Origin of the sequence: Pseudomonas sp. NFIX28 (assembly GCF_900107395.1) — a bacterium.
GTDB lineage: Bacteria > Pseudomonadota > Gammaproteobacteria > Pseudomonadales > Pseudomonadaceae > Aquipseudomonas.
Window position 1 is genome coordinate 227,695 of record NZ_FNPW01000002.1, and the last position, 25,089, is coordinate 252,783.

Annotated in this window: 20 protein-coding genes and 1 pseudogene; 12 read left to right on the top strand and 9 right to left on the bottom strand. The window is 63.3% G+C overall.

Annotated elements, in window-relative coordinates; all coding sequences use genetic code 11:
- Positions 1 to 29 precede the first annotated feature (29 nt).
- Positions 30 to 992 carry a CobW family GTP-binding protein gene (locus BLV20_RS04490; RefSeq protein WP_092297578.1) on the top strand — a complete coding sequence of 321 codons (963 nt, stop codon included), beginning with the start codon at positions 30 to 32 and terminating at the stop codon, positions 990 to 992.
- Positions 993 to 1,129: 137 nt separating this feature from the next.
- Here BLV20_RS04490 and BLV20_RS04495 read toward each other — a convergent pair whose 3' ends face one another.
- Positions 1,130 to 1,525 carry a DUF3301 domain-containing protein gene (locus BLV20_RS04495; protein ID WP_092297581.1) on the bottom strand — a complete coding sequence of 132 codons (396 nt, stop codon included), beginning with the start codon at positions 1,523 to 1,525 and terminating at the stop codon, positions 1,130 to 1,132.
- 116 nt (positions 1,526 to 1,641) lie between these two features.
- On the opposite strand from BLV20_RS04495, the gene pdxY reads away from it, so the two are divergent.
- Positions 1,642 to 2,514 (top strand): pyridoxal kinase PdxY, encoded by an 873-nt coding sequence (gene pdxY, locus BLV20_RS04500; protein WP_092297584.1) that lies wholly within the window; start codon positions 1,642 to 1,644, stop codon positions 2,512 to 2,514.
- Positions 2,515 to 2,592: 78 nt separating this feature from the next.
- Here pdxY and BLV20_RS04505 read toward each other — a convergent pair whose 3' ends face one another.
- A complete protein-coding gene (locus tag BLV20_RS04505; RefSeq protein WP_092297587.1) occupies positions 2,593 to 3,075 on the bottom strand; it encodes an acyl-CoA thioesterase in 483 nt (160 codons plus the stop codon).
- 264 nt (positions 3,076 to 3,339) lie between these two features.
- Between BLV20_RS04505 and BLV20_RS04510 the strand changes: the two genes are divergently transcribed.
- The gene (locus tag BLV20_RS04510; RefSeq protein WP_092297590.1) at positions 3,340 to 5,103 is read left to right on the top strand and encodes a cation:proton antiporter; all 1,764 of its coding nucleotides are present in this window, start codon (positions 3,340 to 3,342) and stop codon (positions 5,101 to 5,103) included.
- A gap of 109 nt (positions 5,104 to 5,212) precedes the next feature.
- Here the strand turns inward: BLV20_RS04510 and BLV20_RS04515 are convergent, their stop codons facing one another.
- The 3 genes from BLV20_RS04515 to uvrD form a co-directional block, all read right to left on the bottom strand.
- Entirely contained in the window at positions 5,213 to 5,620 is a 408-nt protein-coding gene (locus tag BLV20_RS04515) for an SMI1/KNR4 family protein (RefSeq protein WP_007927598.1), read from the bottom strand.
- Positions 5,621 to 5,758: 138 nt separating this feature from the next.
- A complete protein-coding gene (locus tag BLV20_RS04520; RefSeq protein WP_007927597.1) occupies positions 5,759 to 6,637 on the bottom strand; it encodes a Tim44 domain-containing protein in 879 nt (292 codons plus the stop codon).
- A gap of 256 nt (positions 6,638 to 6,893) precedes the next feature.
- Positions 6,894 to 9,077 (bottom strand): DNA helicase II, encoded by a 2,184-nt coding sequence (uvrD, locus tag BLV20_RS04525; RefSeq protein ID WP_092297593.1) that lies wholly within the window; start codon positions 9,075 to 9,077, stop codon positions 6,894 to 6,896.
- A 246-nt stretch (positions 9,078 to 9,323) separates the two neighbouring features.
- Between uvrD and BLV20_RS04530 the strand changes: the two genes are divergently transcribed.
- Together BLV20_RS04530 and hexR are read left to right on the top strand one after the other, a co-directional pair.
- Positions 9,324 to 12,188, top strand: coding sequence for a GGDEF domain-containing phosphodiesterase (locus BLV20_RS04530; protein WP_092297596.1), 2,865 nt, complete (start codon positions 9,324 to 9,326; stop codon positions 12,186 to 12,188).
- 237 nt (positions 12,189 to 12,425) lie between these two features.
- Entirely contained in the window at positions 12,426 to 13,292 is an 867-nt protein-coding gene (gene hexR, locus BLV20_RS04535; protein ID WP_007927594.1) for a transcriptional regulator HexR, read from the top strand.
- Between the two features lie 31 nt (positions 13,293 to 13,323).
- On the opposite strand, the gene BLV20_RS04540 is transcribed toward hexR, so the two are convergent.
- Positions 13,324 to 13,791 (bottom strand): hypothetical protein, encoded by a 468-nt coding sequence (locus BLV20_RS04540; protein ID WP_092297599.1) that lies wholly within the window; start codon positions 13,789 to 13,791, stop codon positions 13,324 to 13,326.
- Between the two features lie 135 nt (positions 13,792 to 13,926).
- Here BLV20_RS04540 and BLV20_RS04545 point away from each other — a divergent pair, with 135 nt between their 5' ends.
- Both BLV20_RS04545 and BLV20_RS31675 read left to right on the top strand, forming a co-directional pair.
- Positions 13,927 to 15,663, top strand: coding sequence for a hypothetical protein (locus BLV20_RS04545; protein ID WP_092297602.1), 1,737 nt, complete (start codon positions 13,927 to 13,929; stop codon positions 15,661 to 15,663).
- A 122-nt stretch (positions 15,664 to 15,785) separates the two neighbouring features.
- On the top strand, positions 15,786 to 15,998 hold the full coding sequence (locus BLV20_RS31675) for a PA3496 family putative envelope integrity protein (RefSeq protein ID WP_092297605.1): 213 nt from the start codon (positions 15,786 to 15,788) through the stop codon (positions 15,996 to 15,998).
- On the opposite strand, the gene BLV20_RS04560 is transcribed toward BLV20_RS31675, so the two are convergent.
- Positions 15,940 to 16,902: a LysR family transcriptional regulator gene (locus BLV20_RS04560; RefSeq protein ID WP_092297608.1), complete on the bottom strand. Its 963-nt coding sequence runs from the start codon at positions 16,900 to 16,902 to the stop codon at positions 15,940 to 15,942. The genes BLV20_RS31675 and BLV20_RS04560 overlap by 59 nt on opposite strands.
- A 189-nt stretch (positions 16,903 to 17,091) precedes the next feature.
- On the opposite strand from BLV20_RS04560, the gene BLV20_RS04565 reads away from it, so the two are divergent.
- The 4 genes and pseudogenes from BLV20_RS04565 to BLV20_RS04580 form a co-directional block, all read left to right on the top strand.
- Complete coding sequence (locus tag BLV20_RS04565; protein WP_007927582.1) at positions 17,092 to 18,507, top strand: acetyl-CoA carboxylase biotin carboxylase subunit; 1,416 nt, start codon at positions 17,092 to 17,094, stop codon at positions 18,505 to 18,507.
- Positions 18,508 to 18,518: 11 nt separating this feature from the next.
- Positions 18,519 to 20,327, top strand: coding sequence for a sodium-extruding oxaloacetate decarboxylase subunit alpha (gene oadA / locus BLV20_RS04570; protein ID WP_092297612.1), 1,809 nt, complete (start codon positions 18,519 to 18,521; stop codon positions 20,325 to 20,327).
- Between the two features lie 305 nt (positions 20,328 to 20,632).
- Positions 20,633 to 21,907: a type II toxin-antitoxin system HipA family toxin gene (locus BLV20_RS04575; RefSeq protein WP_092297615.1), complete on the top strand. Its 1,275-nt coding sequence runs from the start codon at positions 20,633 to 20,635 to the stop codon at positions 21,905 to 21,907.
- Positions 21,904 to 22,167, top strand: a pseudogene (locus BLV20_RS04580) (helix-turn-helix domain-containing protein); the annotation flags it as partial. The gene BLV20_RS04575 and the pseudogene BLV20_RS04580, both read left to right, overlap by 4 nt.
- 90 nt (positions 22,168 to 22,257) lie before the next feature.
- Here BLV20_RS04580 and BLV20_RS04585 read toward each other — a convergent pair.
- Positions 22,258 to 23,094 (bottom strand): amino acid ABC transporter permease, encoded by an 837-nt coding sequence (locus BLV20_RS04585; protein WP_092297621.1) that lies wholly within the window; start codon positions 23,092 to 23,094, stop codon positions 22,258 to 22,260.
- Entirely contained in the window at positions 23,091 to 23,912 is an 822-nt protein-coding gene (locus tag BLV20_RS04590) for an ABC transporter substrate-binding protein (protein ID WP_092297624.1), read from the bottom strand. Before BLV20_RS04590 ends, BLV20_RS04585 begins: the two co-directional genes overlap by 4 nt.
- A 111-nt stretch (positions 23,913 to 24,023) precedes the next feature.
- On the opposite strand from BLV20_RS04590, the gene BLV20_RS04595 reads away from it, so the two are divergent.
- Positions 24,024 to 24,923 carry a homocysteine S-methyltransferase family protein gene (locus BLV20_RS04595; RefSeq protein WP_092297627.1) on the top strand — a complete coding sequence of 300 codons (900 nt, stop codon included), beginning with the start codon at positions 24,024 to 24,026 and terminating at the stop codon, positions 24,921 to 24,923.
- Positions 24,924 to 25,089: the final 166 nt, after the last annotated feature.

The following is a 25,089-nucleotide window of genomic DNA, read 5'->3' on the forward strand; positions in this document are numbered from 1 at the left end:
TCAATGACCCCTTTGCGAGCGCTTCATCCATGCTGCAGAACATCCCCACCCACGTCATCGCCGGCCCCCTCGGCGCGGGCAAGACCAGCCTGATCCAGCAGCTGTTGGCGCAGCGTCCGGCCCATGAGCGCTGGGCGGTGCTGATCAACGAGTTCGGCCAGATCGGCCTGGACGCGGCGCTGCTGGCCCGGGACGAAGACGGTATCGCCCTGGGCGAAGTGGCCGGCGGCTGCCTGTGCTGTGTCAACGGCGCGCCGTTCCAGGTAGGCCTGGGGCGGCTGCTGCGCAAGGCCCGGCCAGACCGTCTGTTTATCGAACCTTCCGGGCTGGGGCACCCGGCGCAGTTGCTCCAGCAATTGCGCGAGGCGCCCTGGCAAGGCGTGCTGGCCGTGCAACCTTGCGTGCTGGTGCTCGATGCCCAGGCCCTGGCGGCCGGCAAACCGCTGCCGCAGGCCCAGCAGGAAGCGCTGCCCAGTGCCGGCTTGTTGCTGCTGAACAAGAATGAAGGGCTCGACGCCGCGCAGCGCCAGGGCATTGTCGAGCGATTGCCGGCCTGTCCGCTGTTCTGGACCACCCGGGCGGCCTTGCCGCTGGAGCGTTTACCCGGCGTGGACGTTCGCGCCGGGGCTGCGGAGCAGGCGTTCGAGGTGCCCAAGGGATTGGCGCAGTTGCCGGCAGTCTGGAGCGATCCGGCCCAGCCCATCTGCCTGAGCCAGGCCCAGGAAGGCGGCTGGAGCATCGGTTGGCGCTGGCACCCGAATCGGATATTCGAAGTCCGGCGCGTCGAACACTGGCTGGCGAACCTTGATTGGCGCCGGGCCAAGATGGTGATCCATGGCGCCGATGGCTGGGTCTCGGGCAACGCCCTGGATAACGCCGCGCTGCACTGGCAAGCCAGCGAATGGCGCCGCGATTCCCGTATCGAATTGATCTTCAGCGAGCCGCAGGACGTGGCCACCCTGCAACAGTCTCTGGCCGGGTGCTGCCAATAATCCAACCCCTGCTTCTGTAGGAGCGAGGCTTGCCCGCGATAGCCGCGAAGCGGCGTTTTTTCCTGGCAAAACGCGTCATCGTTGACGATTTTTTCGCGGGCAAGCCTCGCTCCTACGGATTGCATAGGTGGTTGGTGTTACTTGCTGCGGCCTTCGCGCCATTGGCTCAGTTCGATCACTTCGGCGCTGTGTGTCGGCACGGGAGGGGGCGCTGGCGTTGCAATCGGGTAGGGCGCCAGCTCGATCTGCGCGCTGTGGGCGCCGAACTGGGTGATGGTCCCGGCATGGCGGGTTTCGCCGGTGACGGTGAATTCGAAGGCGTAGACCCGGGCCAAGCGCCGCCGGCCGCTGCCATCCCTGACAAAACCGATGCGCTTCAACGCCACGGCGCCGTCCAGCAGCTCGATATCGAGCCGCGCGCAATGCTGCTTGACCCTCTCCAGCGCCCGCTCGCGCAGGCCGTGGTTGTGCCATAGCCAGGCGGCGCCGGTCGCCAGCAGCATCAGCACGAAAATGTTTCCAAGGGTCAGCATGAGGTGCGCTCCAACGAAGTCGCACCAGCTTAACTGCGTCTTCGGTCTGTCGTACAGGTTGCGTTTAGTCGCATACTGCGCGGCTCGAATTTCAATCGTTTTACGGAATGACCCGAATGAAACGCACACCTCATCTGCTCGCGATCCAGTCCCATGTGGTCTTCGGCCATGCCGGCAACAGCGCCGCGGTGTTCCCCATGCAGCGGGTCGGGGTGAACGTCTGGCCGCTCAATACCGTGCAGTTCTCCAACCACACGCAATACGGCCAGTGGGCCGGTGAAGTGCTGTCGCCGCATCAGATTCCGGAGCTGGTGGAAGGCATTGCCGCCATCGGCGAGCTGGGCAACTGCGATGCGGTGCTGTCCGGCTACCTGGGCAGCGCGGCGCAGGGGCGGGCGATCCTCAGTGGCGTGGCGCGGATCAAGGCGACCAACCCCAAGACCCTGTACCTGTGCGACCCGGTGATGGGCCACCCGGAAAAGGGTTGCAGCGTGCCCCAGGAAGTCAGCGATTTCCTGCTGGAAGAGGCGGCGGCCGTGGCGGATTTCCTCTGCCCCAACCAGCTGGAGCTGGACAGCTTCGCCGGGCGCAAGCCGCAGTCACTGTTCGACTGCCTGGCCATGGCCCGGGCGCTGTTGGCCCGCGGCCCGAAAGCCGTGCTGGTCAAGCACCTGGATTACCCGGGCAAGCTGCCGGATGGCTTCGAGATGTTGCTGGTGACCGCCGAAGGCAGTTGGCACCTGCGTCGGCCGCTGCTGGCATTCCCGCGCCAGCCGGTGGGCGTGGGCGACCTGACCTCGGGCCTGTTCCTGGCCCGGGTGCTGCTGGGCGACAGCCTGGTGGCGGCGTTCGAATTCGCCGCCGCGGCGGTGCATGAAGTGCTGCTGGAAACCCAGGCCTGCGCCAGCTACGAGCTGCAACTGATACGGGCCCAGGACCGCATCACCCATCCGCGCGTGCGGTTCGAGGCGGTGCCGATCGATCTGTGATGGGTGCGGCCGCTTATGCGGCCTTATCGCGAGCAAGCTTCGCTCCTACGGGCAAGCGAGCCTGCTCGCGATGCGCTGTCAGGCGTCGGCCTTGATTTCCTGATAGCGCTTTTCCAGCTCCTGGCGAATCTGCCGGCGTTGCTGGGCCTGGATGAAGCGCCGCTTGCCTTCGCTGGTTTCCGGTTGCAGTGGAGGCACGGCAGCGGGTTTGCGCTGGTCGTCCACCGCCACCATGGTGAAGAAGCAACTGTTGGTATGGCGCACCGAGCGCTCGCGGATGTTCTCGGTGACCACCTTGATACCGACTTCCATCGAGGTATTGCCGGTGTAGTTGACCGAGGCCAGGAAGGTCACCAGTTCGCCGACATGGATCGGCTCGCGGAAGATCACCTGGTCCACCGACAGGGTCACCACATAGCGGCCGGCATAACGGCTGGCGCAGGCGTAGGCGACTTCGTCGAGGTACTTGAGCAGGGTGCCGCCGTGGACATTGCCTGAGAAATTGGCCATGTCAGGGGTCATCAATACCGTCATCGACAGCTGGGCGTTTCCGGGTTCCATAGCACACTCACGGGATTAGGCAGGGGTTGCGGGGCGCACCTCTGCGGGTGCTTGGTCAGCGTTTCAAACCATCGATAACGGGACGCTGCGCCCGCGATCGCCGTCACGCGGCGGTCTATCTGTTTCCTTATATTGCATCGCCTTTTCGGCGCAAGTCGCGATGTTACCCTTCAAAAGCCCGTCGCAAGGGCCTTTCCCGCTGGCCGGCGGGCAGCGCAACGATCTGCGCCGCCCGCAATGACACGACCCCAAGGAGCCCACGCCATGCATGCCATCAGCTTCATTCAGGACTTGGCGGTGATCATGCTGGTCGCAGGCGTGGTGACTATTCTCTTCCACCGGCTCAAGCAGCCCGTGGTCCTTGGCTACATCGTCGCCGGCTTCATCATCGGCCCGTACACCCCGCCGTTCGGCCTGATCCACGACGAAGACACGATCAGGACCCTGGCCGAGCTGGGAGTGATTTTCCTGATGTTCTGCCTGGGGCTGGAGTTCAGCCTGCGCAAGCTGTTCAAGGTCGGCGCCACGGCCTTTATCGCGGCGTTCCTGGAAATCGTGCTGATGATCTGGATCGGCTATGAAATCGGCCGCTGGTTCGACTGGAACACCATGGACTCGCTGTTCCTCGGCGCGATCCTGGCGATTTCCTCGACCACCATCATCGTCAAGGCGCTCAACGACCTGAAGATGAAGAACCAGCGCTTCGCCCAGCTGATCTTCGGCGTGCTGATCGTCGAGGACATCCTCGGCATCGGCATCATTGCCTTGCTCTCGAGCATCGCGGTCAGCGGCACCGTCAGTTCCGGGGAAGTGTTCTCCACGGTCGGCAAGCTTTCGCTGTTCATGATCGTCGCCCTGGTGATCGGCATTTTGCTGGTGCCGCGGCTGCTGGCCTACGTCGCTCGGTTCGAAAGCAACGAAATGCTGCTGATCACCGTGTTGGGGCTGTGTTTCGGTTTCTGCCTGCTGGTGGTCAAGCTGGAATACAGCATGGTGCTCGGCGCTTTCCTGATCGGCGCTATCATGGCCGAGTCGCGCCAATTGCTGAAGATCGAGCACCTGGTCGAGCCGGTTCGCGACATGTTCAGCGCCATCTTTTTCGTCGCCATCGGCATGACGATCGACCCGCAGATCCTCCTGCAATATGCCTGGCCGATTGCGGTGATCACCGTCGCGGTGGTGCTGGGCAAGATGCTGTCCTGCGGCCTGGGCGCCTTTATCGCCGGCAACGATGGCCGCACCTCGCTGCGGGTCGGCATGGGCCTGTCGCAGATCGGCGAGTTCTCTTTCATCATCGCGGCGTTGGGCATCACTTTGCAGGTCACCAGCGATTTCCTCTACCCGGTGGCGGTCGCCGTGTCGGCCATCACCACTTTGCTCACGCCTTATCTGATCCGCGCCGCCGACCCGCTGTCGCTGAAGCTCGCCGCGGTGATGCCGACCCGCCTGGGCCGGGTGCTGGGCATGTATGGCGAATGGCTGCGCAGCATCCAGCCCCATGGCGAGGGCGCGCTGCTGGCGTCGATGATCCGGCGGATTCTGCTGCAGGTCGGGGTCAACTTGGCGCTGGTGGTGGCGATCTTCTTCTCAGGCGCTTATTTCGCGGCCTACATCGGCGATTACCTGCAGGACTGGATCAGCGATCCAAGCTGGCAGAAGGCGTTGATCTGGGGCGGGGCGCTGCTGGTGTCGCTGCCGTTCCTGATCGCCGCCTATCGCAAGCTCAAGGCCCTGTCGATGCTGCTGGCGGAGATGGGCGTGAAGCCGGAAATGGCCGGGCGCCACACTCAGCGCGTGCGGCGGGTGATCGCCGAGGTGATTCCGGTGCTATCGCTGCTGGTGATTTTCCTGCTGCTGGCGGCGTTGTCGTCGAGCATCCTGCCGACCGCCGAGCTGCTGGTGCTGATCGCCGTGGTCACGGCGGTGGTGACGGCGCTGTTGTGGCGCTGGTTCATCCGCGTTCACACCCGGATGCAAGTGGCCTTGCTCGATACCCTGGATAACCACAAGGAAGATAACGGCCAGTGATTCACGCTTCCGGCCCGGGTCATCCTCGCTAAGGCCGGGCCAGTGGTTTCGCCCTTGGCGGCAGTCGATCCATGCGCCTGCGCCAGCGGGCGAAACCGGGCAAGGCCGGTCAGCTTTCCAGCCAGACGTCCCGCGCCCAATGCCACACCGATTCCCAGGATTCTTCGGTGATCAGCTCTTCTTCGCCGGACCACAGCACCACGGTGCCGTCTTCTTCGACGCAGTAGTAATCGTCGCCGTCCTGGCAGATCGGGATCAGCTCGCGCGGCACGCCCATGTCCCAGGCGGTGGCGGCCACTTCCGGCAGGTAAGTGTGGGACTGCGGGTCGGTCACGGTGACCGGCTCGAGGCTGCCGTAGACGACATCGCTCACGGTCAACAGGAACTCTTTGAAGACGAACGGAATATTGATGAACAGCTGTTCTTCGATTTCCACCAGCAAGTCTTCGTCCGGCAGTTCCAGGGGAACGGGCACCGGTTCGTTTGCTTCACGGAGTTGTTCGATGACTTCTTCCACGGCCTGGGTCCTCTTAGCTCTATGGCGCGGTTTAATAGACGGCGGTTTATACAGTAGCTTGCTATAAGTGCAATCGTGAAATGCAAAACCCCGACCTGAGCCGGGGTTTTGCGATTAGCGATGTGACAGCGGGGAGGATCAGCCGTTCTGGCGGATACCTGCAACCAGCCAAGGCTGGTTTTCGCCCTGCGCACGCTCCATGTTCCAGCTTTCGCTGAACACTTCGCCCTGGTCGAAACGCGAGGTCTTCGACACACCGGTAAAGGTCAGGGTGGCGATGGTCTTGTCGGCGCGATCGTCGACGCCTTCAAGCTGCACATTGAGGTTGTCGATGTAGGTCGACTGGAAGCCGTCGCCCAGGTCGGCACGTTCCTGCTTCAGGAATTGCAGCATTTGCGGGGTCACGAACTCGGCGATCTTGTCCATTTCGTTGGCGTCCCAGTGTTGCTGCAGGGACTGGAAGTGGTTGCGCGCGGCTTCGACGAAGCGCTCTTCGTTGAACCAGGCCGGGGCATTGATCACCGGACGGGCCGCTGCCGCAGGGGCAGCCGAACCGCCAAAGATCGAACCCGAGGCTGGTTTTGGCTCGAAGGCTTCACGCTGCATCGGCGCGTGGCCGGCTGGGGCGTACTGCTCCTGCTGCTTGCGGCGACGAGCGGCGATAAAGCGGAAGACCAGGAAGGCGATGACCGCCATGATCAGGATGTCGAAGATCTGCATGCCCTGGAAGCCGTCGCCCATGAACATGGAGGCCAGCAGGCCGCCTGCGGCGATACCGGCCAGCGGGCCGAGCCAGCGCGATGCGCCGCTGGCCTTGGTGGCAGCGCCCGCGGCACCGGCAGCGCCGGCGGTCGCGGCAGTGGAACCCATGCCGGAAGAGGACGGAGCCATCTGGCTGGTCTGGTGGGTCGGCGCGGCGCCAGCGCTTTTGCCGCCACCGAAGCGCTTGGCGTTGGCGTCGAGGCTCATCGTCAGGCCGATGCACAACGCCATGGCGATGCTAAGAAAACGTTTCATAAAGGGAATTCCCATTTGTGGATGGCACGCGCGCCATGTTGCACAGGTGAAGTGTCACTGGCTAGCGGCAGAGTGTTTCGGGCTTTTGCCTGACAGCCGCGGTTCAGCTTGGGTCGAGGCAAGTGGGCCCTGTACAGGTTTGTCCGTTGGGCGGATGCAAAGGTTCAGTGGCTGGTCAGCCCGACTTCGTCCCATGCCGCGGGGCATGCTTCTGGTTCAGAAGCATCGCCCCGGCATGGTGAAGGAGGTCAAGGCGTCAGATGGCTTCGAGCTTGGCGTAGCCGAGCATCAGCCACTTGCTGCCTTCGCTGAAGTTCACCTGGACCCGGGCCTGGGCGCCGGCGCCCTCGAAATTGAGGATCACGCCGTCGCCGAAGACCGAATGGCGTACCGCCTGGCCGAGGCTGAGGCCGGTATCCGGGATCTCGCTGCCGCCGAACAGGCTGCTGGTGCTCTGCGACTGGCCGCCGCCGAACGGACGGCTGACGCTGTTGGACAGGCGCACTTCCTGGATCAGACCTTTCGGTACTTCCCGTACGAAACGCGACACCTTGTTGTAGGTTTCGCTCCCGTACAGGCGTCGGGTTTCGGCGTAGGTCATCACCAGATTCTGCATCGCCCGAGTGATGCCGACGTAGGCCAGGCGGCGTTCCTCTTCAAGGCGGCCGGGCTCTTCCAGGCTCATCTTGTGCGGGAACAGGCCTTCTTCCATGCCCACCAGGAACACGTAGGGGAATTCCAGGCCCTTGGCGCTGTGCAGGGTCATCAGCTGGATGCTGTCTTCGTGCTCGTCGGCCTGGGTGTCGCCGGCTTCCAGCGAAGCGTGGCCGAGGAAGGCCGCCAGCGGTGTCAGGTCCTGGTCTTCTTCGGTGGTTTCGAAGTTGCGCGCGGCGCTGACCAGTTCCTCGAGGTTTTCTACCCGGGCCTGGCCGTTCTCGCCTTTTTCCGCTTCGTGGTAGGCGATCAGGCCGGACTGCTCGATAACGGTCTGGGTCATCAGGTGCAGCGGCATCTCGGCGGTTTTCGCCGCCAGGTGCTCGATCAGCTCCATGAAGGCGCCCAAGGCACCGGCGGCCCGTCCGGTCACGCCTTTATTGGCTACCAGCTGGCGCATCGCTTCCCACATCGACACATGGCTGTGGCGCGCGTGTTCGCGAATCGCCTCGACGGTCTTTTCGCCAATGCCGCGGGTCGGCACGTTGATCACCCGCTCCAGGGCCGCGTCGTTGCCGCGACCTTCGAGCAGGCGCATATAGGCCATGGCGTTCTTGATTTCGGCGCGTTCGAAGAAGCGCTGGCCGCCATAGATGCGGTACGGAATGCGCTCGCGCAGCAGGGCCTCTTCGAGTACCCGCGACTGGGCGTTGGAGCGATACAGGATGGCGATATCGCTGCGGGCCATGCCGGTCTTCAAAGCGCTTTCGATGGTTTCCACCACGTAGCGCGCTTCATCGTGTTCGTTGAAGGCGGCGTACAGGTTGATCGCTTCGCCTTCGCCGCCGTCGGTCCACAGTTCCTTGCCCAGGCGCCCGGTGTTATTGGCGATCAGGGCGTTGGCGGCCTTGAGGATGCCGGCGGTGGAGCGGTAGTTCTGCTCCAGGCGGATCACTTCGGTGTCCGGGAAGTCTTCGGAATACTGGTGGATGTTCTCGATCTTCGCCCCGCGCCAGCCGTAGATCGACTGGTCGTCGTCGCCCACCACCATCAGGCTGTCGCCGCCCTTGGCCAAGAGGCGCAACCAGGCGTACTGCACGGCGTTGGTGTCTTGGAATTCGTCCACCAGCACATGGCGGAAGCGCTTCTGGTAATGCGCCAGCAGGCCCGGGTGGTCGCGCCACAGGTCGAGGGCGCGCAGCAGCAGTTCCGAGAAATCGATGACTCCGGCGCGCTGGCACGCGGCCTCGTAGGCTTCGTAGATGCCGCGCATGGTGGCCAGGAACAGGTCGCCGCTGGCTTGAATATGTTGCGGGCGCAGGCCTTCGTCTTTCTGCGCATTGATGAACCACTGCGCCTGCCGGGCCGGCCAGCGCTGCTCGTCCAGGCCGAGTTCGCGGATCACGCGCTTGACCAGGCGTTGCTGGTCGTCGCTGTCGAGGATCTGGAAGGTCTGGGCCAGGCCGGCTTCCTGCCAGTGCGCCCGCAGCAGGCGGTGCGCCAGGCCGTGGAAGGTGCCGACCCACATGCCGGCCGGGTTGATGCCCATCAGCTGCTCGATGCGCTGGCGCATCTCGGCAGCGGCCTTGTTGGTGAAGGTCACCGACAGGATCGAATGGGGCGAGGCGTTCTCGACCTGGATCAACCAGGCGATACGGTGCACCAGCACTCGGGTTTTACCGGAGCCAGCACCGGCCAGGACCAACTGACGACCCAGGGAGGCAGCTACGGCCTGGCGTTGGGCATCGTTGAGGGAATTCAGCAGAAGGGAGAGATCATCGCGCATCGGCGCATTCTAGGGGGCTGGCGCACACCGGGCAAACCAAGCTTTGGTTTAACCGATAAAAGAGCGCTGGGGACGACCGGTCAGTCACGGGCCGCAGCCGTTGGCCGGGCTTGGCTGGAGGAATTTCACGGCGATCGGCGCATGCGCGGATTTGCCGATTTTATGGCGCCGGGCAGTTTGGTCCGGGCGGTTGCTTGTGTATGCTCCGGCGACGTTTCGGGCTCAATCATTATAAGAACACTGCCTATGACCCTCAGCTCTGGCCCGTCCGGCCCCTTCGTGGAGCCTCGGATTGTTCGCAAGCAATACGCCATGGAGATGGCGGTAGAGCGTACGCGCTTGCTCTATCAGGGATCGCTGTTACCCACCCTGTTCATGCTGCTCAACGGCCTGGTCTGCGCCTGGCTGTTATGGACCCCCGCGCGTTATTGGCTGGTCAGCGTGTGGATGGTCTGGCTGCTGGCCCTGGTCGCCCTGCGGGTAATCCAGGTCGCGGCGTTCGACTCGGCGATCCCCAGCCGCCAGGCGCAGCCGGTCTGGCGCCGGATGTTCCTGCTCGGCTCCGCCGTCAGCGGCCTGACGCTGGCCTGCGCCGGCATCGCGCTAGTGCCCACCGACAATTTCCTGCAGCAGGCCTGGGTCTTCGGCCTGATCGGCGCGGCGATCCTCTCGGCCAGCGTGGCCTACGCGGTCAGCCTGCCGGCCTTCCTGTCCTTTACCTTGCCTTGCCTGCTGCCGGCGATCGGCTATCTGTTCTGGGGCGGCGATGAGCAGCAGCGTGGCTGGGGCTGGCTGGGCCTGATCCTGCTGGTCTCGCTGAGCGTGGTGGCCTGGCAGGTCAACCGCCTGATCCACACGGGCTTGCTGCGGCGTTTCCAGAACCAGGCGTTGATCGAGCATCTGCAACAGGCGCAGGGCCGCAGCGAACAGCTCAATAGCGAGCTGCTGCGGGAAGTCGAGCAGCGCCGCCGCGCCGAAGAACAATTGCGCGAAGCCCAGGCCGGGCTGGAAAACCGCGTGGCCCAGCGCAGCCTTGAACTGGATGCGGCCAACCAGGCGCTGAGCAAGAGCGAGGCGCGCCTGGCACTGGCCTTGAAGGCCAGCCAGCTGGGGCTGTGGGACTGGAACCTGGAGACCGACGAAGTCCATCACAGCCATATCAAGGAGCTGTTCGGCCTGGAGCCGGAATTCGTGCGGGCGATGCTCAGCCATCTCAAGCCGCTGCTGCATCCCGAAGACCTGCCGCTGCTCAAGCGCGCGCTGGTGGAGCACCTGAAGGGGCGCACCGAGGATTACCTGGTGGAATACCGCGTGCGGCACGCCGATGGCCGCTGGGTCTGGATCGAGGATCGTGGGCGGGCCGTGGAGCGCGGCGCCGAGGGCCAGGTGCTGCGCATGGTCGGCACCCGGCGCGATATCAGCGCCAGCAAGCAGCAGGAAGAGCAGCGACGCCTGTCGGCGATGGTGTTCGAGGCGGCCAGCGAGGGCATTGTGATTCTCGACCCGGATTACCTGCTGCTGGCGGCCAATCAGGCCTTCAGCCGCGTTACCGGTTACCAGCTCGAGGACATGCTCGGGCGCAATATGGTCGACCTGCCGTGCAGCCGCGATGCACGGCGGCACTATCCGGCGATTCACCAGGCCCTGGAACAGCACGGCAGCTGGCAGGGCGAACTGGTGGAGGCGCGCAAGAACGGCGAGCTGTACCCGCAGTGGCTGCAATTGAACGTGGTGCGCGATACGCGGGGAAACATCAGCCATATTGTGGGCTTCTTCGCCGATCTGTCGGCCCGGCGCGAATCCGAAGAGCGCATGCGCTACCTGACCCATTACGACGAACTGACCGGCCTGGCCAACCGTTCGCTGTTTCGCGAACGCTTGGGCGAAGCCCATCAGCGGGTGCGCCAGGGCGGCCGCAGCCTGGCCCTGGTGCATATCAACCTGGACCGTTTCAAGCTGCTCAACGACAGCCTGGGCCATGAGGTCGCCGACCAGCTGTTGCAGAAAATGGCGCGGCGGCTGGTCAACGCGCTGCCGGAAGCCGACACCATCGCCCGCTTATCCGGCGATGAATTCGCCGTGCTGTTCGACGCCTACGGCAGCCTGTCGAGCCTGAGCCGGGTGGCTACACGGCTGTCGGCGAAGCTGCGCCTGCCGATCACCGTGGAAGGGCATGAGCTGGTGGTCAGTGCCTCGATGGGTATCAGCATGCTGCCCGACAGCGCGCGGGAAATTCCGGCGTTGATCAGCCAATCGAACATCGCCATGCAACACGCCAAGCATTTGGGCGGCAACAACTTCCAGTTCTACACCGCCAGCCTGCAAGCCAGCACCCTGGAGCGCCTGCACCTGGAGAACCAGCTGCGCAAGGCGGTGGAGGAGCACCAGCTGAAGGTCTTCTACCAGCCGAAACTGTGCCTGGCCAGCGGCCGCCTGAATGCCGCCGAAGCCTTGGTGCGCTGGGATCATCCCGAACTGGGGCGGGTGCCGCCGTGTGACTTTATCGGCCTGGCGGAAGAGATCGGGCTGATCGGCCCGATCGGCGAATTCGTCCTGCGCCAGGCCTGCTGGCAAGCCTGCGAATGGCAGCGCCAGGGGCTGCCGGCCATTCGGGTGTCGGTGAACCTGTCGGTGCATCAACTGCGCCAAGGCAAGCTGGTCAGCCTGGTCCGCAGTGTGCTGGAAGAGACCGGGCTGGCGCCGCATTTCCTCGAGCTGGAGCTGACCGAAAGCCATCTGCTCGACAGCGTCGACCATATCGTCTCCACCTTCCAGCAACTGCGCGACCTGGGGGTCAAGCTGGCCATCGACGACTTCGGCACCGGTTATTCCTCGCTGAGCTACCTCAAGCGGATTCCGGTGGACTACGTGAAGATCGACCAGGCGTTCATCCGCGGCCTGGGCGAAGGCAGCGCCGATGCGGCGATCACCCGGGCGATCATCGCCATGGCCCACGGGCTGTCGCTGAAAGTGGTGGCCGAAGGCGTGGAGCATCCGGGGCAGCTGGCATTTCTCAAGGAGCAGAAGTGCGATGAGGTGCAGGGCTACCTGATTAGCCGGCCGGTGGAAGCCGAGGGCCTTGCGGCGCTGTTGCGGGCCGAGACCCTGTAGCCGCTGCCGCAGGCTGCGATCGGCTGCGCAGCGGCCGCAAAAGGCCAGGAATATCTGAAGTTTTTACTAATACCAGCTGCCCGGCTCCAGCAGCTACAAAGAGCAGGCAAGGCTAAAACAGTGGGGCGCAAAGGTGATTCAGTTACGCATTGAGCAGGCAAAAAGCGAATTCATGTAGTATAACTACAAGATTGCTACATCCTTGGGCGTCTGCCCCATAACAACGAGTCCAGCCCTTTGAATCTGTTGCAGCACATCGCCCAATCACGCCATCTCTTGCGCAAGTCGGAGCTCAAGGTCGCCGATCATGTGCTGCTCGACCCTGCGGCTGTGATGCACAGTTCCATGGCCGACCTGGCCCACAGCGTGGGGATCAGCGAGCCGACCATCGTGCGCTTCTGCCGCGCCATCGGTTGTTCCGGGTTCCAGGACCTGAAGCTCAAGCTGGCCCAGAGCCTGGCCGCCGGGGCGAGCTTCGGCCAGTTCGCGATTCACGAAGACGATTCGGTCGCCGACTACAGCCTGAAAATCTTCGACACCACCCTGCACACGCTGATGGAGGTTCGCGAGAAGCTCGATCCGGTGGAGCTGCAACGGGCTGTGACCCTCATGTCCCAGGCCCAGCGCGTGGAGTTCTACGGCTTCGGCGCTTCCGGCGCGGTGGCGGCGGATGCCCAGCACAAATTCTTCCGTTTGCTGCTGACCGCGGCGGCCTATTCCGACCCGCATATGCAGGCGATGTCGGCGGTGACCTTGAAGCCCACCGACGTGGCGATCTGCATTTCCCAGTCCGGGCGTTCCAAGGACCTGCTGATCACCGCCAATCTGGTGCGTGAAAGCGGCGCCTCGCTGATCACCCTGTGCCCGAGCCAGACCCCGCTGGCCGAGCTGTCGACCGTCAACCTGGCGATCGACGTGCACGAAGACACCGAAATCTATACCCCGCTGACCTCGCGTATCGCCCACCTGGTGGTGATCGACGTGCTGGCGATGGGCGTGGCCATGGCCCGCGGCCCGAGCCTGGTCAACCACCTCAAGAGCGTCAAGCGCAGCCTTCGCAGCCTGCGCCTGTCGCCCAAGTCGGTAAAAGCCCTCGACGATTGAGCTGCCGGCAGCGCCCGGGTGATCATCCGGGCTAGGGCAGCGTGGCGTCGTCCTGATCCTGGTCATCGAGGTCGTCCGGCTTCACTTCCATCAGGGTGCCCGCCGCGTCTTCGCTGAGGCTGCGCGCCCGGCGCACTGCCGCAAGGTCCGGCTTGAAATCCAGCAGCTTTTCCGCGGCCAGCAATTGCTCGTCGGCCTCCTCGAGCCGTACCAGTTCCTCGCCATAACCTTCGTAGCAAGTGTCGTCGTCCGACAGATCGTCGATGCGCCGCTGCTTGGCGCTCAGGTTGGCGTGGATCCTTTCCAGCAGATCCTGGTGCTCGGCGATCTCATCGATGATTTCATCGACTTCATCGGGGTCGGCCGCAGCGTCAGGTGCCGACTCCTGGCTTTGACTGGCAGCGAGGGCAGCAAGGGTGTCCTCTTTGCCTGGGCTGAAGACCGTGGGTTGCCCGGCAGGTGCTTCGCCGGGGAATTTTTCGTGTTCGGGTGTGGCCATGGTGACGCTCTCCAAAAGGAAACAGGAATGGGTTTGTCCAGCTGAGTGTTGCGAGGGCGATAATAGAGAGCGGGCATTTTCCGGTTGACCGGAAATCCGAGGAGGCGGTGTCCATTTTTCAAGGAGCGACAGTCGATGGTCAGGATTCCAGCGTATTTTGAAGTCTTCGAGGTGTTGTGCTGGGGAGCAGGACTGGTGACTTCCACTGCTGATGGCTTTTCCGGGCTCAGGTCCTATGAGGCCAAGCAGAAGCTGTACTTCAGGAAAAACAATGAAGTGGAGCAGGGGCTGCTGCCGGACCTGCTCAGGTACCTGGTGCAGGACGACAAGGCGCTGGCCAGTACGCTCCAGCACTATCTGAATCAATACGAGCATGTCTTTTCGATATTGAGATCACGCCCGATCATCACTTACCAAGATTACGCAACGGGAATAGCCCGGTTTCTGGATATCTGGGTACTGCCGCAACTGGCCGTACTTCTGCATCGGTTGAGCGGCAAGCTTTCTCCTCAAACGACGCTCCATCATTTCCACGCACTGCTGGTCAGCCACGGTACCAGCGGTATACAAGCGGCTGCGGTAAAGGCCTATATAAAAAGCCTGGTTCCAGCCACGGTAGACGCTCCGGATTTTTTCTATGCCCTGGACAAGGTCAGCGATAAATCCCATAAGAAAATCTCCACGATCAACGCTGAAGTCGAAGGCCTGAGGGCAGAGATTTCATCCAGCAAGCTGACTGCAGCAGAGCAGCAGGAGTTGCTGGGCACCGTGCACTGCGCCTATATGGCGGCGACCGCGCTGAGTCGTTTTTCCGAGATGTACGGCTCTACCCGAATGGACTCGAAGGCCACTCTGGTAGAACGTTTTCGTTACCACTACGAAGCATTCTGCGGGCGCCGGGAGCCGGATCGACTGGCTACCTCGCATATCGGGCTGTTCGATGGCTTCATTGCTTCCGGATTGCTGAATGCCAGTGGAAATGGCCATCTTGAGCGCCAGTTCGCTATCTTTTCCCAGCAAGTCGGCGCACGGTCAGTGGAGGCGTTCGAACCCTTGTACCAGCTTGTTCTGGCCACTGAAGAGGAGTACAGGGACCCCGTGGCGATCGAGCAGGCATTCTCGAAGCTGGAGCAGCATCCGGATTACAGGCTGTTCGAGGCCTTTGCTTGGCAGGCGCGTGCCGTCTTGGCATTGGAGAATGGCGAGACTGCCCGGTCCCTGGCGTTTTATCGAAACGTCTTGCCGTACTCGGACAAGCAGCAGTTGGGGCATTTGGGGTTCTATGCTGCGTCTTATGTTATTGCGCTCGAGATTTCGCAGGAAAAAACCTTGCCCCACGGATGCTTGAACCCCTTGATCAACAAAAGAATTGAATCTGAACGACAACTCAGTGTGCTGCACGTGGCTCTGCCTACGGTTTTCACTCCATTCAGTGAACCGCCTGAATGGTCGGCCCCGGTGCAAGCGGTGTTTTCCTCGATCAGGGAGTTCAACAGCGACATGTTGGAACTGACGCGAACTCCCCTGGAGAACCTATGCAATCCCCTGAAAAAGCTCAACGAGTTCATGGGAGAGTTCTTCAGTTTGCTGGCGTCGGGAAGCGATGAGGCCCAGTTCGGCAAGCTGATCTGCAAGGCCATCAAGAGCAAGGACCGAGAGCGCTCGGTGTTGAGCATGCATACTGCGACGCCTTATGAAGTCTTGCGGGATGAAATCCTGTACGCGCAAACACTGTTCGGTGGCCTCAGGCTGTGCTTTCGGCTGAACCCGCACTTGCGTTCGTATCATGAGTTGTCGGATGCCCAGAAGAAAGTCATCTTGAAGGCCTTGAGCCCGAATCGTTACCAGCATGACTCGCAGCTGGTCCGTTGATCATTGCCGGGCAGCCGCCCGGCGAGCGCCGCAAGCTTCATCGTTCTGTTACCCCAGTGACGTACAACTGTCATCGAGGTGGCGCATCGTGAAACTCCCGTACTCGCATAGGGAGACTCGAAATGGCCCGGCCTTACGAAGAGAGCAGCAGCGCAGTCAAGACCCGTCGTCAACAGGAAGACCAGCGCCGCATGGAATTTCGCCGCGCGATCGAACATCGCTGTGAGCTGCGCCGTCTGCAGCAGGAAATCAACGACTACCCCGAGCTGGAAGCCGTCAATTACTGGCAGGCTGCCCCAGCGGCTTCCCGTCAAAGCGTTCAACCAACCCGCTGATCTGCACCCGTTCGCTGCGGATAAACCCCAGGAACGCATGCGCTACCGGTGACAGGCGTTTCGCCTTGGCCTGCACCAGGCACCAGCTGCGATACAACGGCAGCTCTTCGACCGGCAACTCGACGAGGCCCCCGGTCGCCAACTCAAGGTTCAGGGCGTGGCGCGTCAACAGCGCCACGCCCAGACCCGCCCGCACACACTCACGCTGCGCCTCGGCCGACGACACTTCCAGGGTCTGGGTGAAGTGCACGCGCTTTTCCTTGAAATACTCCTCGCAGGCCAGGCGCGTGCCCGAGCCCTGTTCGCGCACCAGCAGGTTGTAGGGTTCCAGGTCCTGCAGGCGCAGCGGCCCCAAGTGGCACAGCGGGTGGTCGGGCGGGGCCACGGCGACGATCGGGTTGTTGAGGAACGGCAGGAATTCCAGGCCCATGTCCTGCGGGACCATGGACATGATCACCAGGTCGTCGCGGTTGTCCGAGAGGCGGCGGATCACCTGGCCGCGGTTGACCACCGTCAGCTGCAGGTTGACCTCCGGGTGCTGGCGCTTGAAGGCGGCGAACAGGTGCGGCACGAAATACTTGGCGCTGGATTCCACCGCCAGTTTCAGCTGGCCCTGCAAGGAGCCCTGCATGTCCGACAGCTGCATGTCGAGGTTTTCCAGGCGCCCGAAGATATCGCGGCTGGCCCGTTGCAGGGCCTCGGCGGCCTCGGTCATGTAGAGCTTCTTGCCGACGTAGTCGAACAAGGGCTGGCCGATCAGCTCTTCCAGCTGGCGAATCTGCAGGCTGACGGCAGGCTGAGTGAGAGACATTTCGTCAGCCGCCCGGCTGTACGAGCGTAGATCGCAGACTTCATTGAAAATCTGCAGTTGGCGTAATGTCATACGCATCAAGGACTTACGCATTTTTTAAGGTCTCGCGCCGAAGGCTGTCGGATCAACTATAAGTCTTTGCTTATGAGCGACCCAATAATTATTGATTTTTGTTAATTCATCGACAGGAATAGTGTGAGCCTGCGACTGGCTTGAAACATTTAGTCACGCGCCGGCCCGGTCTAGGGGTCGACTGTTCCAACGGCTCAAGGGTACCTCCAAGTGATAAAAAAGATCCTGATCGCCAACCGTGGTGAGATTGCCGTACGAATCGTGCGTGCCTGCGCCGAGATGGGCATTCGCTCGGTCGCGATCTTCTCCGACGCCGATCGCCATGCCCTGCATGTGAAGCGCGCGGACGAAGCCCACAGCATTGGTGCCGAGCCCTTGGCCGGCTACCTGAACCCGCGCAAGCTGGTGAACCTGGCCGTGGAGACCGGCTGCGACGCCTTGCACCCCGGCTACGGTTTCCTCTCGGAAAACGCCGAACTGGCAGACATTTGCGCCGAACGTGGGATCAAATTCATAGGTCCGTCGGCTGAAGTGATTCGCCGCATGGGCGACAAGACCGAAGCCCGTCGCAGCATGATCAAGGCCGGCGTGCCGGTCACCCCGGGCACCGAAGGCAACGTCGCCGATATCCATGAAGCCCTGAGCGAAGGCGACCGCATCGGTTACCCGGTGATGCTCAAGGCCACTTCCGGCGGTGGCGGCCGCGGCATTCGTCGCTGCAACAGCCGTGACGAGCTGGAGCAGGCCTTTCCGCGGGTGATTTCCGAGGCGACCAAGGCCTTCGGCTCCGCTGAAGTGTTCCTGGAAAAATGCATCGTCAACCCCAAGCACATCGAGGCGCAGATCCTCGGCGACAGCTTCGGCAACGTGGTGCACCTGTTCGAGCGCGACTGCTCGATCCAGCGCCGCAACCAGAAGCTGATCGAGATCGCCCCGAGCCCGCAGCTGACCCCGGAGCAGCGCGCCTACATCGGCGACCTGTCGGTGCGCGCGGCCAAGGCGGTGGGTTACGAGAACGCCGGTACCGTGGAGTTCCTGCTCGCCGACGGCGAGGTGTACTTCATGGAGATGAACACCCGGGTGCAGGTGGAACACACCATCACCGAGGAAATCACCGGCATCGACATCGTTCGCGAGCAGATCCGCATCGCCTCCGGCCTGCCGCTGTCGGTGAAGCAGGAAGACATCCACCACCGCGGTTTCGCCCTGCAGTTCCGGATCAACGCCGAAGACCCGAAAAACAACTTCCTGCCGAGCTTCGGCAAGATCACCCGTTACTACGCCCCCGGCGGCCCGGGCGTGCGCACCGACACGGCGATCTACACCGGCTACACCATTCCGCCGTTCTACGACTCCATGTGCCTGAAGCTGGTGGTCTGGGCCCTGACCTGGGAAGAAGCGATGGACCGTGGCTTGCGCGCCCTGGACGACATGCGTCTGCAAGGGGTCAAGACCACCGCCGCGTATTACCAGGAAATCCTGCGTAACCCGGAATTCCGTAGCGGCCAGTTCAACACCAGCTTCGTCGAAAGCCACCCTGAACTGACCAACTACTCGATCAAGCGCAAACCCGAAGAGCTGGCCCTGGCCATCGCCGCCGCCATCGCCGCCCACGCAGGCCTGTGAGGAAAAGAACAATGAGCAAGAAGATTTTTGTTACCGACACCATCCTGCGCGACGCTCACCAATCGCTGCTGGCGACCCGCATGCGCACCGAAGACATGCTGCCGATCTGCGACAAGCTCGACAAAGTCGGCTACTGGTCGCTGGAAGTCTGGGGCGGCGCGACCTTCGATGCCTGCGTGCGTTTCCTCAAGGAAGACCCGTGGGAGCGCCTGCGCAAACTGCGCGCCGCGTTGCCCAACACCCGCCTGCAGATGCTCCTGCGCGGGCAGAACCTGCTGGGCTACCGCCATTACAGCGACGACGTGGTCAAGGCCTTCGTCGCCAAGGCGGCGGTCAACGGCATCGACGTGTTCCGCATCTTCGACGCCATGAACGACGTGCGTAACCTGCGCGTGGCCATCGAGGCGGTAAAGGCCGCCGGCAAGCACGCCCAGGGCACTATCGCCTACACCACCAGCCCGGTGCATACCATCCAGGCGTTCGTGGCCCAGGCCAAGCAGATGGAATCCATGGGCTGCGATTCGGTAGCGATCAAGGACATGGCCGGCCTGCTGACCCCTTACGCCACCGGCGAGCTGGTCAAGGCGCTGAAGGCCGAGCAGTCGCTGCCGGTGTTCGTCCATTCCCACGACACCGCCGGCCTGGCCGCGATGTGCCAGCTCAAGGCCATCGAAAACGGCGCCGACCACATCGACACCGCGATCTCCAGCTTCGCCTGGGGCACCAGCCACCCGGGCACCGAGTCGATGGTCGCCGCCCTTAAAGGCAGTGAATTCGACACCGGCCTGGACTTGGAACTGCTGCAGGAAATCGGCCTGTACTTCTATGCTGTGCGCAAGAAGTACCACCAGTTCGAAAGTCAGTTCACTGCGGTCGATACCCGGGTGCAGGTCAACCAGGTTCCGGGCGGGATGATTTCCAACCTGGCCAACCAGCTCAAGGAGCAGGGCGCCCTGAACCGCATGAACGAAGTGCTGGCGGAGATTCCGCGGGTGCGTCACGACCTCGGCTACCCGCCGCTGGTGACCCCGACTTCGCAGATCGTCGGCACCCAGGCGTTCTTCAACGTGCTGGCCGGCGAGCGCTACAAGACCATCACCAACGAAGTGAAGCTGTACCTGCAAGGCGGCTACGGCAAGGCGCCGGGCGAGGTGGACGAGAAACTGCGGCGCCAGGCCATCGGCAGCGAAGACGTGATCGACGTGCGCCCGGCCGACCTGCTGAAGCCGGAGATGACCAAGCTGCGGGCCGATATCGGCGCCCTGGCCAAGTCCGAGGAAGACGTGCTGACCTACGCCATGTTCCCGGACATCGGGCGCAAGTTCCTCGAAGAACGTGAAGCCGGCACCCTGACGCCGGAAGTGCTGCTGCCGATCCCGGAAGCGGGCGGCGTTGCCTCTGCCGGTGGCGAGGGCGTGCCGACCGAGTTCGTCATCGACGTACACGGCGAAACCTACCGCGTCGACATTACCGGCGTCGGCGTCAAATCCGAAGGCAAGCGCCACTTCTACCTGTCCATCGACGGCATGCCGGAAGAAGTGGTGTTCGAGCCGCTCAACGAGTTCGTCGGCGGCGGCAGCAGCAAGCGAAAGCAGGCCAGCGCGCCGGGCCACGTCAGCACCACCATGCCGGGCAACATCGTCGACGTGCTGGTCAAGGAAGGCGACACCGTCAAGGCCGGCCAGGCCGTGCTGATCACCGAAGCCATGAAGATGGAAACCGAAGTCCAGGCGGCCATCGCCGGCAAGGTCACCGCCATCCATGTGGCCAAGGGCGACCGGGTCAACCCGGGCGAAATCCTGATCGAGATCGAAGGCTGATTTCAGGCCTTTCATCTGCAACGTTTTACCTCGGGGGGGCTACGGCCTCCCTTTTTTTTGCCCGTTGCCGAGCCGAGGCGGGAGGCTGGCCCGCGTGCTGCTGGGCCGTTTGAGGGGCGATTTGCGGGCTGCCCGAGGTGAAGTTTCGCTGCATTTTAATGCACTTGTTTCGTTCTGATTTTCAGATATCTGCATTAGAATGCATTCTTTTGCCTTATGGCTGATTCAAAGTGCATCAAAATGCAGACGAAAACGTGCTTCGGCTGACCTTGCAACTCTACCGCGCAGGGGCCTGGAGCGACGCCATGACCCTGGCCTTCGACAGGCCCGAAGAGGGCTTCGCCAGCCCCTGCCGTTTTGCTTACGTGCAGCAATACCTGGTGGATAACCTGGAGGCGGTCGCCAGCCCGTTGGCCAGGTCGGTCAGTGCGCAGATCCCGTTGGGCTGGGAGTCGTGGCGAGAAGAACGGGCCCCGGCCTTTATCTACGACCTTGCCCCGGCAGCGGCGGCCGGGCGCTTTTTGTTGCGGCATATCGGCCATGAGCGGCCGGATGGCATGGGCGGTGAATTGTTCCTCCTGGCCCGCTCGTGCGCGGCGCCGATGGGCAACCTGCGGATCAAGGAGTCGCTGGCGGGGCTGCGCAGGCGCCCGGCGCTGGGCTTTTCACGGGGCCAGGTGAGCGCCCTGGACAACCGCTTTCTTGAATACGCCCATGAGCAGGGGGCGGCGTTCGCCGGTTCGGCGAGCATCGGCGGCGAAGCGCCCAAGCTGCTGCTGACCGAGAACCGCGAGGGCTTATTGTTCCCCGATGCGCTGCTCGATGACGCCGCGGCGGCGCGCCACTGGTGGGTGAAGTTTCCCCGCAACCCGGCCACGCAGAATGACTGCGACATCCTGCGCAGCGAATTCCACTATTTCCGCGCGCTGCAACAGCTGGGCATCGATACGCCACCGGCCCAGGGCCTGGCCCTGGAAGAGGGGCCCAGGCCCAGCCTGTGGATGCAGCGCTTCGACCGCCGGGTTACGCCGGCGGGGGTGGAGCGCCTGGCGGTCGAGTCGATCTATTCCCTGGCGGGGCTGGTGGGCCATGGCCAGGGCATGCGGCACACCGAGGTGCTGGGCATCCTCGCCGAGCTGTGGCGAGCCACCGGCCAGGAGTCGGCGATCCCCGAGCTGGTGGCGGATTACCTGCGCCGCGACTTGCTCAACACCATCCTCGGCCACTCGGATAACCACGGCCGCAACCTCTCGATCATCCGCACCGAAAGCACAGTGCGGCTGGCGCCGATCCACGATCTGGCGCCCACGGTCATGGACGACGAGGGCATTACCCGGACCATCAAGTGGCCCGGGCGCATGGAAGTGGCGGGCGACGTGGACTGGCGCCTGGTGTGCGCCAGCCTCAAGCCGCTGACCGACCCCGAGGCCGCCCTGGCGCGCCTGCGCGAAGACGCCGAGCACCTGCGGGCCCTGCCGGACCTGTTGAGCGCCAGCGGCTTGCCCGAGGCGACCCTGAACCATCCGCGCGTGCATTTGCGCCACCTGGACCGACGCCTGCAGGAGTGGGGATTGCGATGAGTACGAACCTGGAAGAACGCGGCGCGCTGATCGAGGACATCCAGCAGGAGCTGGCGGCCGGACGCCTGTCGATTGGCGATGCGGTCAGGCGCCTGCGCACCGAAGTCACGGGGTTGCACCAGAGCCAGTTCGCCCGGATGTGCCGGCTTTCCCTGCGCACCCTGATCCATATCGAACACGGCGACGGCAACCCGACCCTCAAGTCGCTGAACGCGGTGTTCAAGCCCTTCGGTTTGCAGATGGGGGTGGTAACCGTGCAGAAAACCAGTCGCGCCCGCTCGCTGCTCGATGATCTCGAGCGCCTGGAAAAGGGCCCGGGAAATCCCCGGGCCTCGGCGGCCAGCTGAGCCTCAGCCGCGTTTGGCGTAGGCCTTGCCGTAATGCCGTTCCATCCGCGCCTGGATCAGCTCCAGGCCGATCGACAGCAGCCAGTAGATGAGCGCCGCGGTGCTGAGCATCTCGATGTAGCGGTAGCTGGAGCGGCCGTAGGACTGGGCCAGGAACATCACTTCCCAGACGCCCATCACCGAGATCAGCGACGAATCCTTGAGCATCGAGATGAACTGGTTGGTGGCCGGCGGGATGATGGTGCGCATGGCTTGCGGCAGGGTCACGCGCCAGAAGATCACGCTGTCGCGCATGCCCAGCGCCAGGGAGGCTTCGCGCTGGCCATGGGGCACGCCGAGGATGCCGGCGCGGAAGATCTCGCTGAGGTAGGCGCCGTAGTTCAGCGACAGGGCGATCACCCCGGCGGCGATGGCGCCCGGCACCACGCCCAGTTGCGGCAGGCCGAGGTAGATCAGCAGGATCTGGATCAGCAGCGGCGTGCCGCGAAAGAACGAGGCATAGAAGCTGGCGATGCCAAAGGCCACGGCGCTTTTCGACAGCCGGGCCAGCGCGGTGACGAAGCCCAGCAGCGACGACAACACGATCGAGCAGGCGCAGAGGAACAGGGTCAGCGCCGCGCCTTGCAAAAAGCCGCTGGGGGCCAGGCTCAGGCCGAGCAGGTTGGGCAGCTTGTCGAGGATGATCGAGAACTTCAGGTCGAAGCTCAGGAAGAAACTGGCGAACAGGCCGAACAGCACCGCCCAGGTCAGGTACAGGCGAGTGCGGAAGCCGAAGAGGCGTTTGATCGGGGGCTCGGCCAGCGCTTGCGGCGGCCGAGGCGGTTGCGAAAGAGAAGTCATTGGCTGATGTCGGCGCCGATCCATTTCTGCGAGAGCTTGCTCAGGGTGCCGTCCTGTTTCAGCTGGGCGAACACTTCACGGACCTTGGCGTTCCACTGGGCGTCGCCTTTCTCGATGGCCACCGAGTTGGGCTCGGCGTACAGCGGCTCGCCGGCGAGCTTGAAGCGCGCGTCCTGGGCCAGGCGCGGCTGGGCGCTCACCAGGTTGGTGAGAATCGCGTCCAGACGCACGCCAGCGCCCAGGCCGAGGTCCTGGAAGGCCACGTTGTCGGTGTCGTACGGGGCGATCTGCACGTTGTCGAACGGGTACTGCAACCGGGTGTCCTCGGCGCCTTCGATCACCAGGTTCTTGTTCAGGTAGCTTTCGTAGCTGGACGCGCTGGTCAGGCCGACTTTCTTGTCGCTCAGGTCCTTGGCGCCGTGGATGCGCTCGTCCTTGGCGTTGACCACGATCACCGCGGGCGAGGCGTAGTACTGGACCGGGAAGTCGAAGACCTCGGCGCGGGCCTTGCTCGGGGTCATGGAGCAGATGCAGATGTCGTAGCGACCGCTCCAGCGGCCGGCGGCGATCACGTCCCAGGACGGGGTTTCCAGGCGCAGCTTCACGCCCAGTTTGTCGGCCACGGCCTTGGCCACATCGACGTCGAAGCCATCGAGCTGGTTCTGGTCGTTGAGGAAGGAGAAGGGCGGGTAGCTTTCCATCAACACGCCGACCAGCTCTTTTTTCTGTTCGATACGGTCCAGGGTGGCGCCGCCAAAGGCCTGGCTGGAGGCAGCGAGAATCGTCAGGCCCAGGGCCAGAAGCGGTTTGAATTTCATGGGAATCCCGGGCAGAAAAAAGGTTGTTATTAACTGAATGGTGCGTATTAAATAGTTATAAGAACGACTCAGGTAGTGAGTTATTTTCATAAGCATATGAGAAAAAAGCATATGGGCGCAGAGAGCAGGGTAATTCTGGATGGCGGCATGGGTCGGGAACTGCAACGCCGCGGGGCGCCCTTCCGGCAGCCCGAATGGTCGGCGCTGGCCCTGAGCGAAGCGCCGCAAGCGGTGGAGGCGGTGCATGCGGCCTACATCGACAGCGGCGCCGACGTCATCACCAGCAACAGCTACGCGGTGGTGCCGTTCCACATCGGCGAAGAGCGTTTTGCCGCCGAAGGCCAGGCGCTGGCGGCATTGGCCGGCGAACTGGCGCGGCGCGCGGTACAGGCTTCCGGCAAACCGGTGCGGGTTGCCGGTTCGCTGCCGCCGCTGTTCGGCTCCTATCGCCCGGACCTGTTCGAAGCCGGCCGCGCCGCCGAACTGCTGGCGCCGCTGGTCAACGGCCTGGCCCCGCATGTCGACCTGTGGCTGGCGGAAACCCAGAGTTCCACGGTCGAGGCGCGGGCCATCCACGCCGGCCTGCCCAAGGACGGCAAGCCCTTCTGGCTGTCGTTTACCCTGCTCGATGAAAACCCCGACCAAGTGCCGCGCCTGCGTTCCGGCGAGGCGGTGGCGGATGCGGCGGCAGTGGCTGCCGAGCTGGGGGTACAAGCCCTGCTGTTCAACTGCAGCCAGCCGGAAGTGATAGGCGCGGCGATCGACGTGGCGCGGGCAGCCTTCGAGCGGTTGGGGGTACAGATCAATATCGGCGCCTACGCCAACGCCTTCCCGCCGCAGCCCAAGGAAGCCACGGCCAACGATGGCCTCGACCCGCTGCGCGAAGACCTCGACCCGCCGGGCTATCTGCAATGGGCGGCCGACTGGCGACAACGCGGCGCCAGCCACCTGGGCGGTTGCTGCGGCATCGGGCCGGAGCACATTGCCGTGCTGGCGCGGCAACTGGCCTAAACCGCACAGGGAGGGGTGACACCCTCGATATTCCGCTCGGGCCCGATGCTTGTGTAGCCGCTGCCGAAGGCTGCGATCGAGCGGCATGCTCGCAGGGATCTTGAGGGCGCTGGAGACCCTGCGGGTCTATCGCAGCCTCGCAGGCTCGGCAGCGGCTACAGGGGGG

Coding starts and splice junctions, on each gene's coding strand:
- BLV20_RS04490 (WP_092297578.1), top strand. CDS start 30: ATGCTGCAGAACATCCCCACCCACGTCATCGCCGGCCCCCTCGGCGCG.
- BLV20_RS04495 (WP_092297581.1), bottom strand. CDS start 1,525: ATGCTGACCCTTGGAAACATTTTCGTGCTGATGCTGCTGGCGACCGGC.
- pdxY (WP_092297584.1), top strand. CDS start 1,642: ATGAAACGCACACCTCATCTGCTCGCGATCCAGTCCCATGTGGTCTTC.
- BLV20_RS04505 (WP_092297587.1), bottom strand. CDS start 3,075: ATGGAACCCGGAAACGCCCAGCTGTCGATGACGGTATTGATGACCCCT.
- BLV20_RS04510 (WP_092297590.1), top strand. CDS start 3,340: ATGCATGCCATCAGCTTCATTCAGGACTTGGCGGTGATCATGCTGGTC.
- BLV20_RS04520 (WP_007927597.1), bottom strand. CDS start 6,637: ATGAAACGTTTTCTTAGCATCGCCATGGCGTTGTGCATCGGCCTGACG.
- uvrD (WP_092297593.1), bottom strand. CDS start 9,077: ATGCGCGATGATCTCTCCCTTCTGCTGAATTCCCTCAACGATGCCCAA.
- BLV20_RS04530 (WP_092297596.1), top strand. CDS start 9,324: ATGACCCTCAGCTCTGGCCCGTCCGGCCCCTTCGTGGAGCCTCGGATT.
- BLV20_RS04540 (WP_092297599.1), bottom strand. CDS start 13,791: ATGGCCACACCCGAACACGAAAAATTCCCCGGCGAAGCACCTGCCGGG.
- BLV20_RS04545 (WP_092297602.1), top strand. CDS start 13,927: ATGGTCAGGATTCCAGCGTATTTTGAAGTCTTCGAGGTGTTGTGCTGG.
- BLV20_RS31675 (WP_092297605.1), top strand. CDS start 15,786: ATGGCCCGGCCTTACGAAGAGAGCAGCAGCGCAGTCAAGACCCGTCGT.
- BLV20_RS04560 (WP_092297608.1), bottom strand. CDS start 16,902: ATGCGTAAGTCCTTGATGCGTATGACATTACGCCAACTGCAGATTTTC.
- oadA (WP_092297612.1), top strand. CDS start 18,519: ATGAGCAAGAAGATTTTTGTTACCGACACCATCCTGCGCGACGCTCAC.
- BLV20_RS04575 (WP_092297615.1), top strand. CDS start 20,633: ATGACCCTGGCCTTCGACAGGCCCGAAGAGGGCTTCGCCAGCCCCTGC.
- BLV20_RS04585 (WP_092297621.1), bottom strand. CDS start 23,094: ATGACTTCTCTTTCGCAACCGCCTCGGCCGCCGCAAGCGCTGGCCGAG.
- BLV20_RS04590 (WP_092297624.1), bottom strand. CDS start 23,912: ATGAAATTCAAACCGCTTCTGGCCCTGGGCCTGACGATTCTCGCTGCC.
- BLV20_RS04595 (WP_092297627.1), top strand. CDS start 24,024: ATGGGCGCAGAGAGCAGGGTAATTCTGGATGGCGGCATGGGTCGGGAA.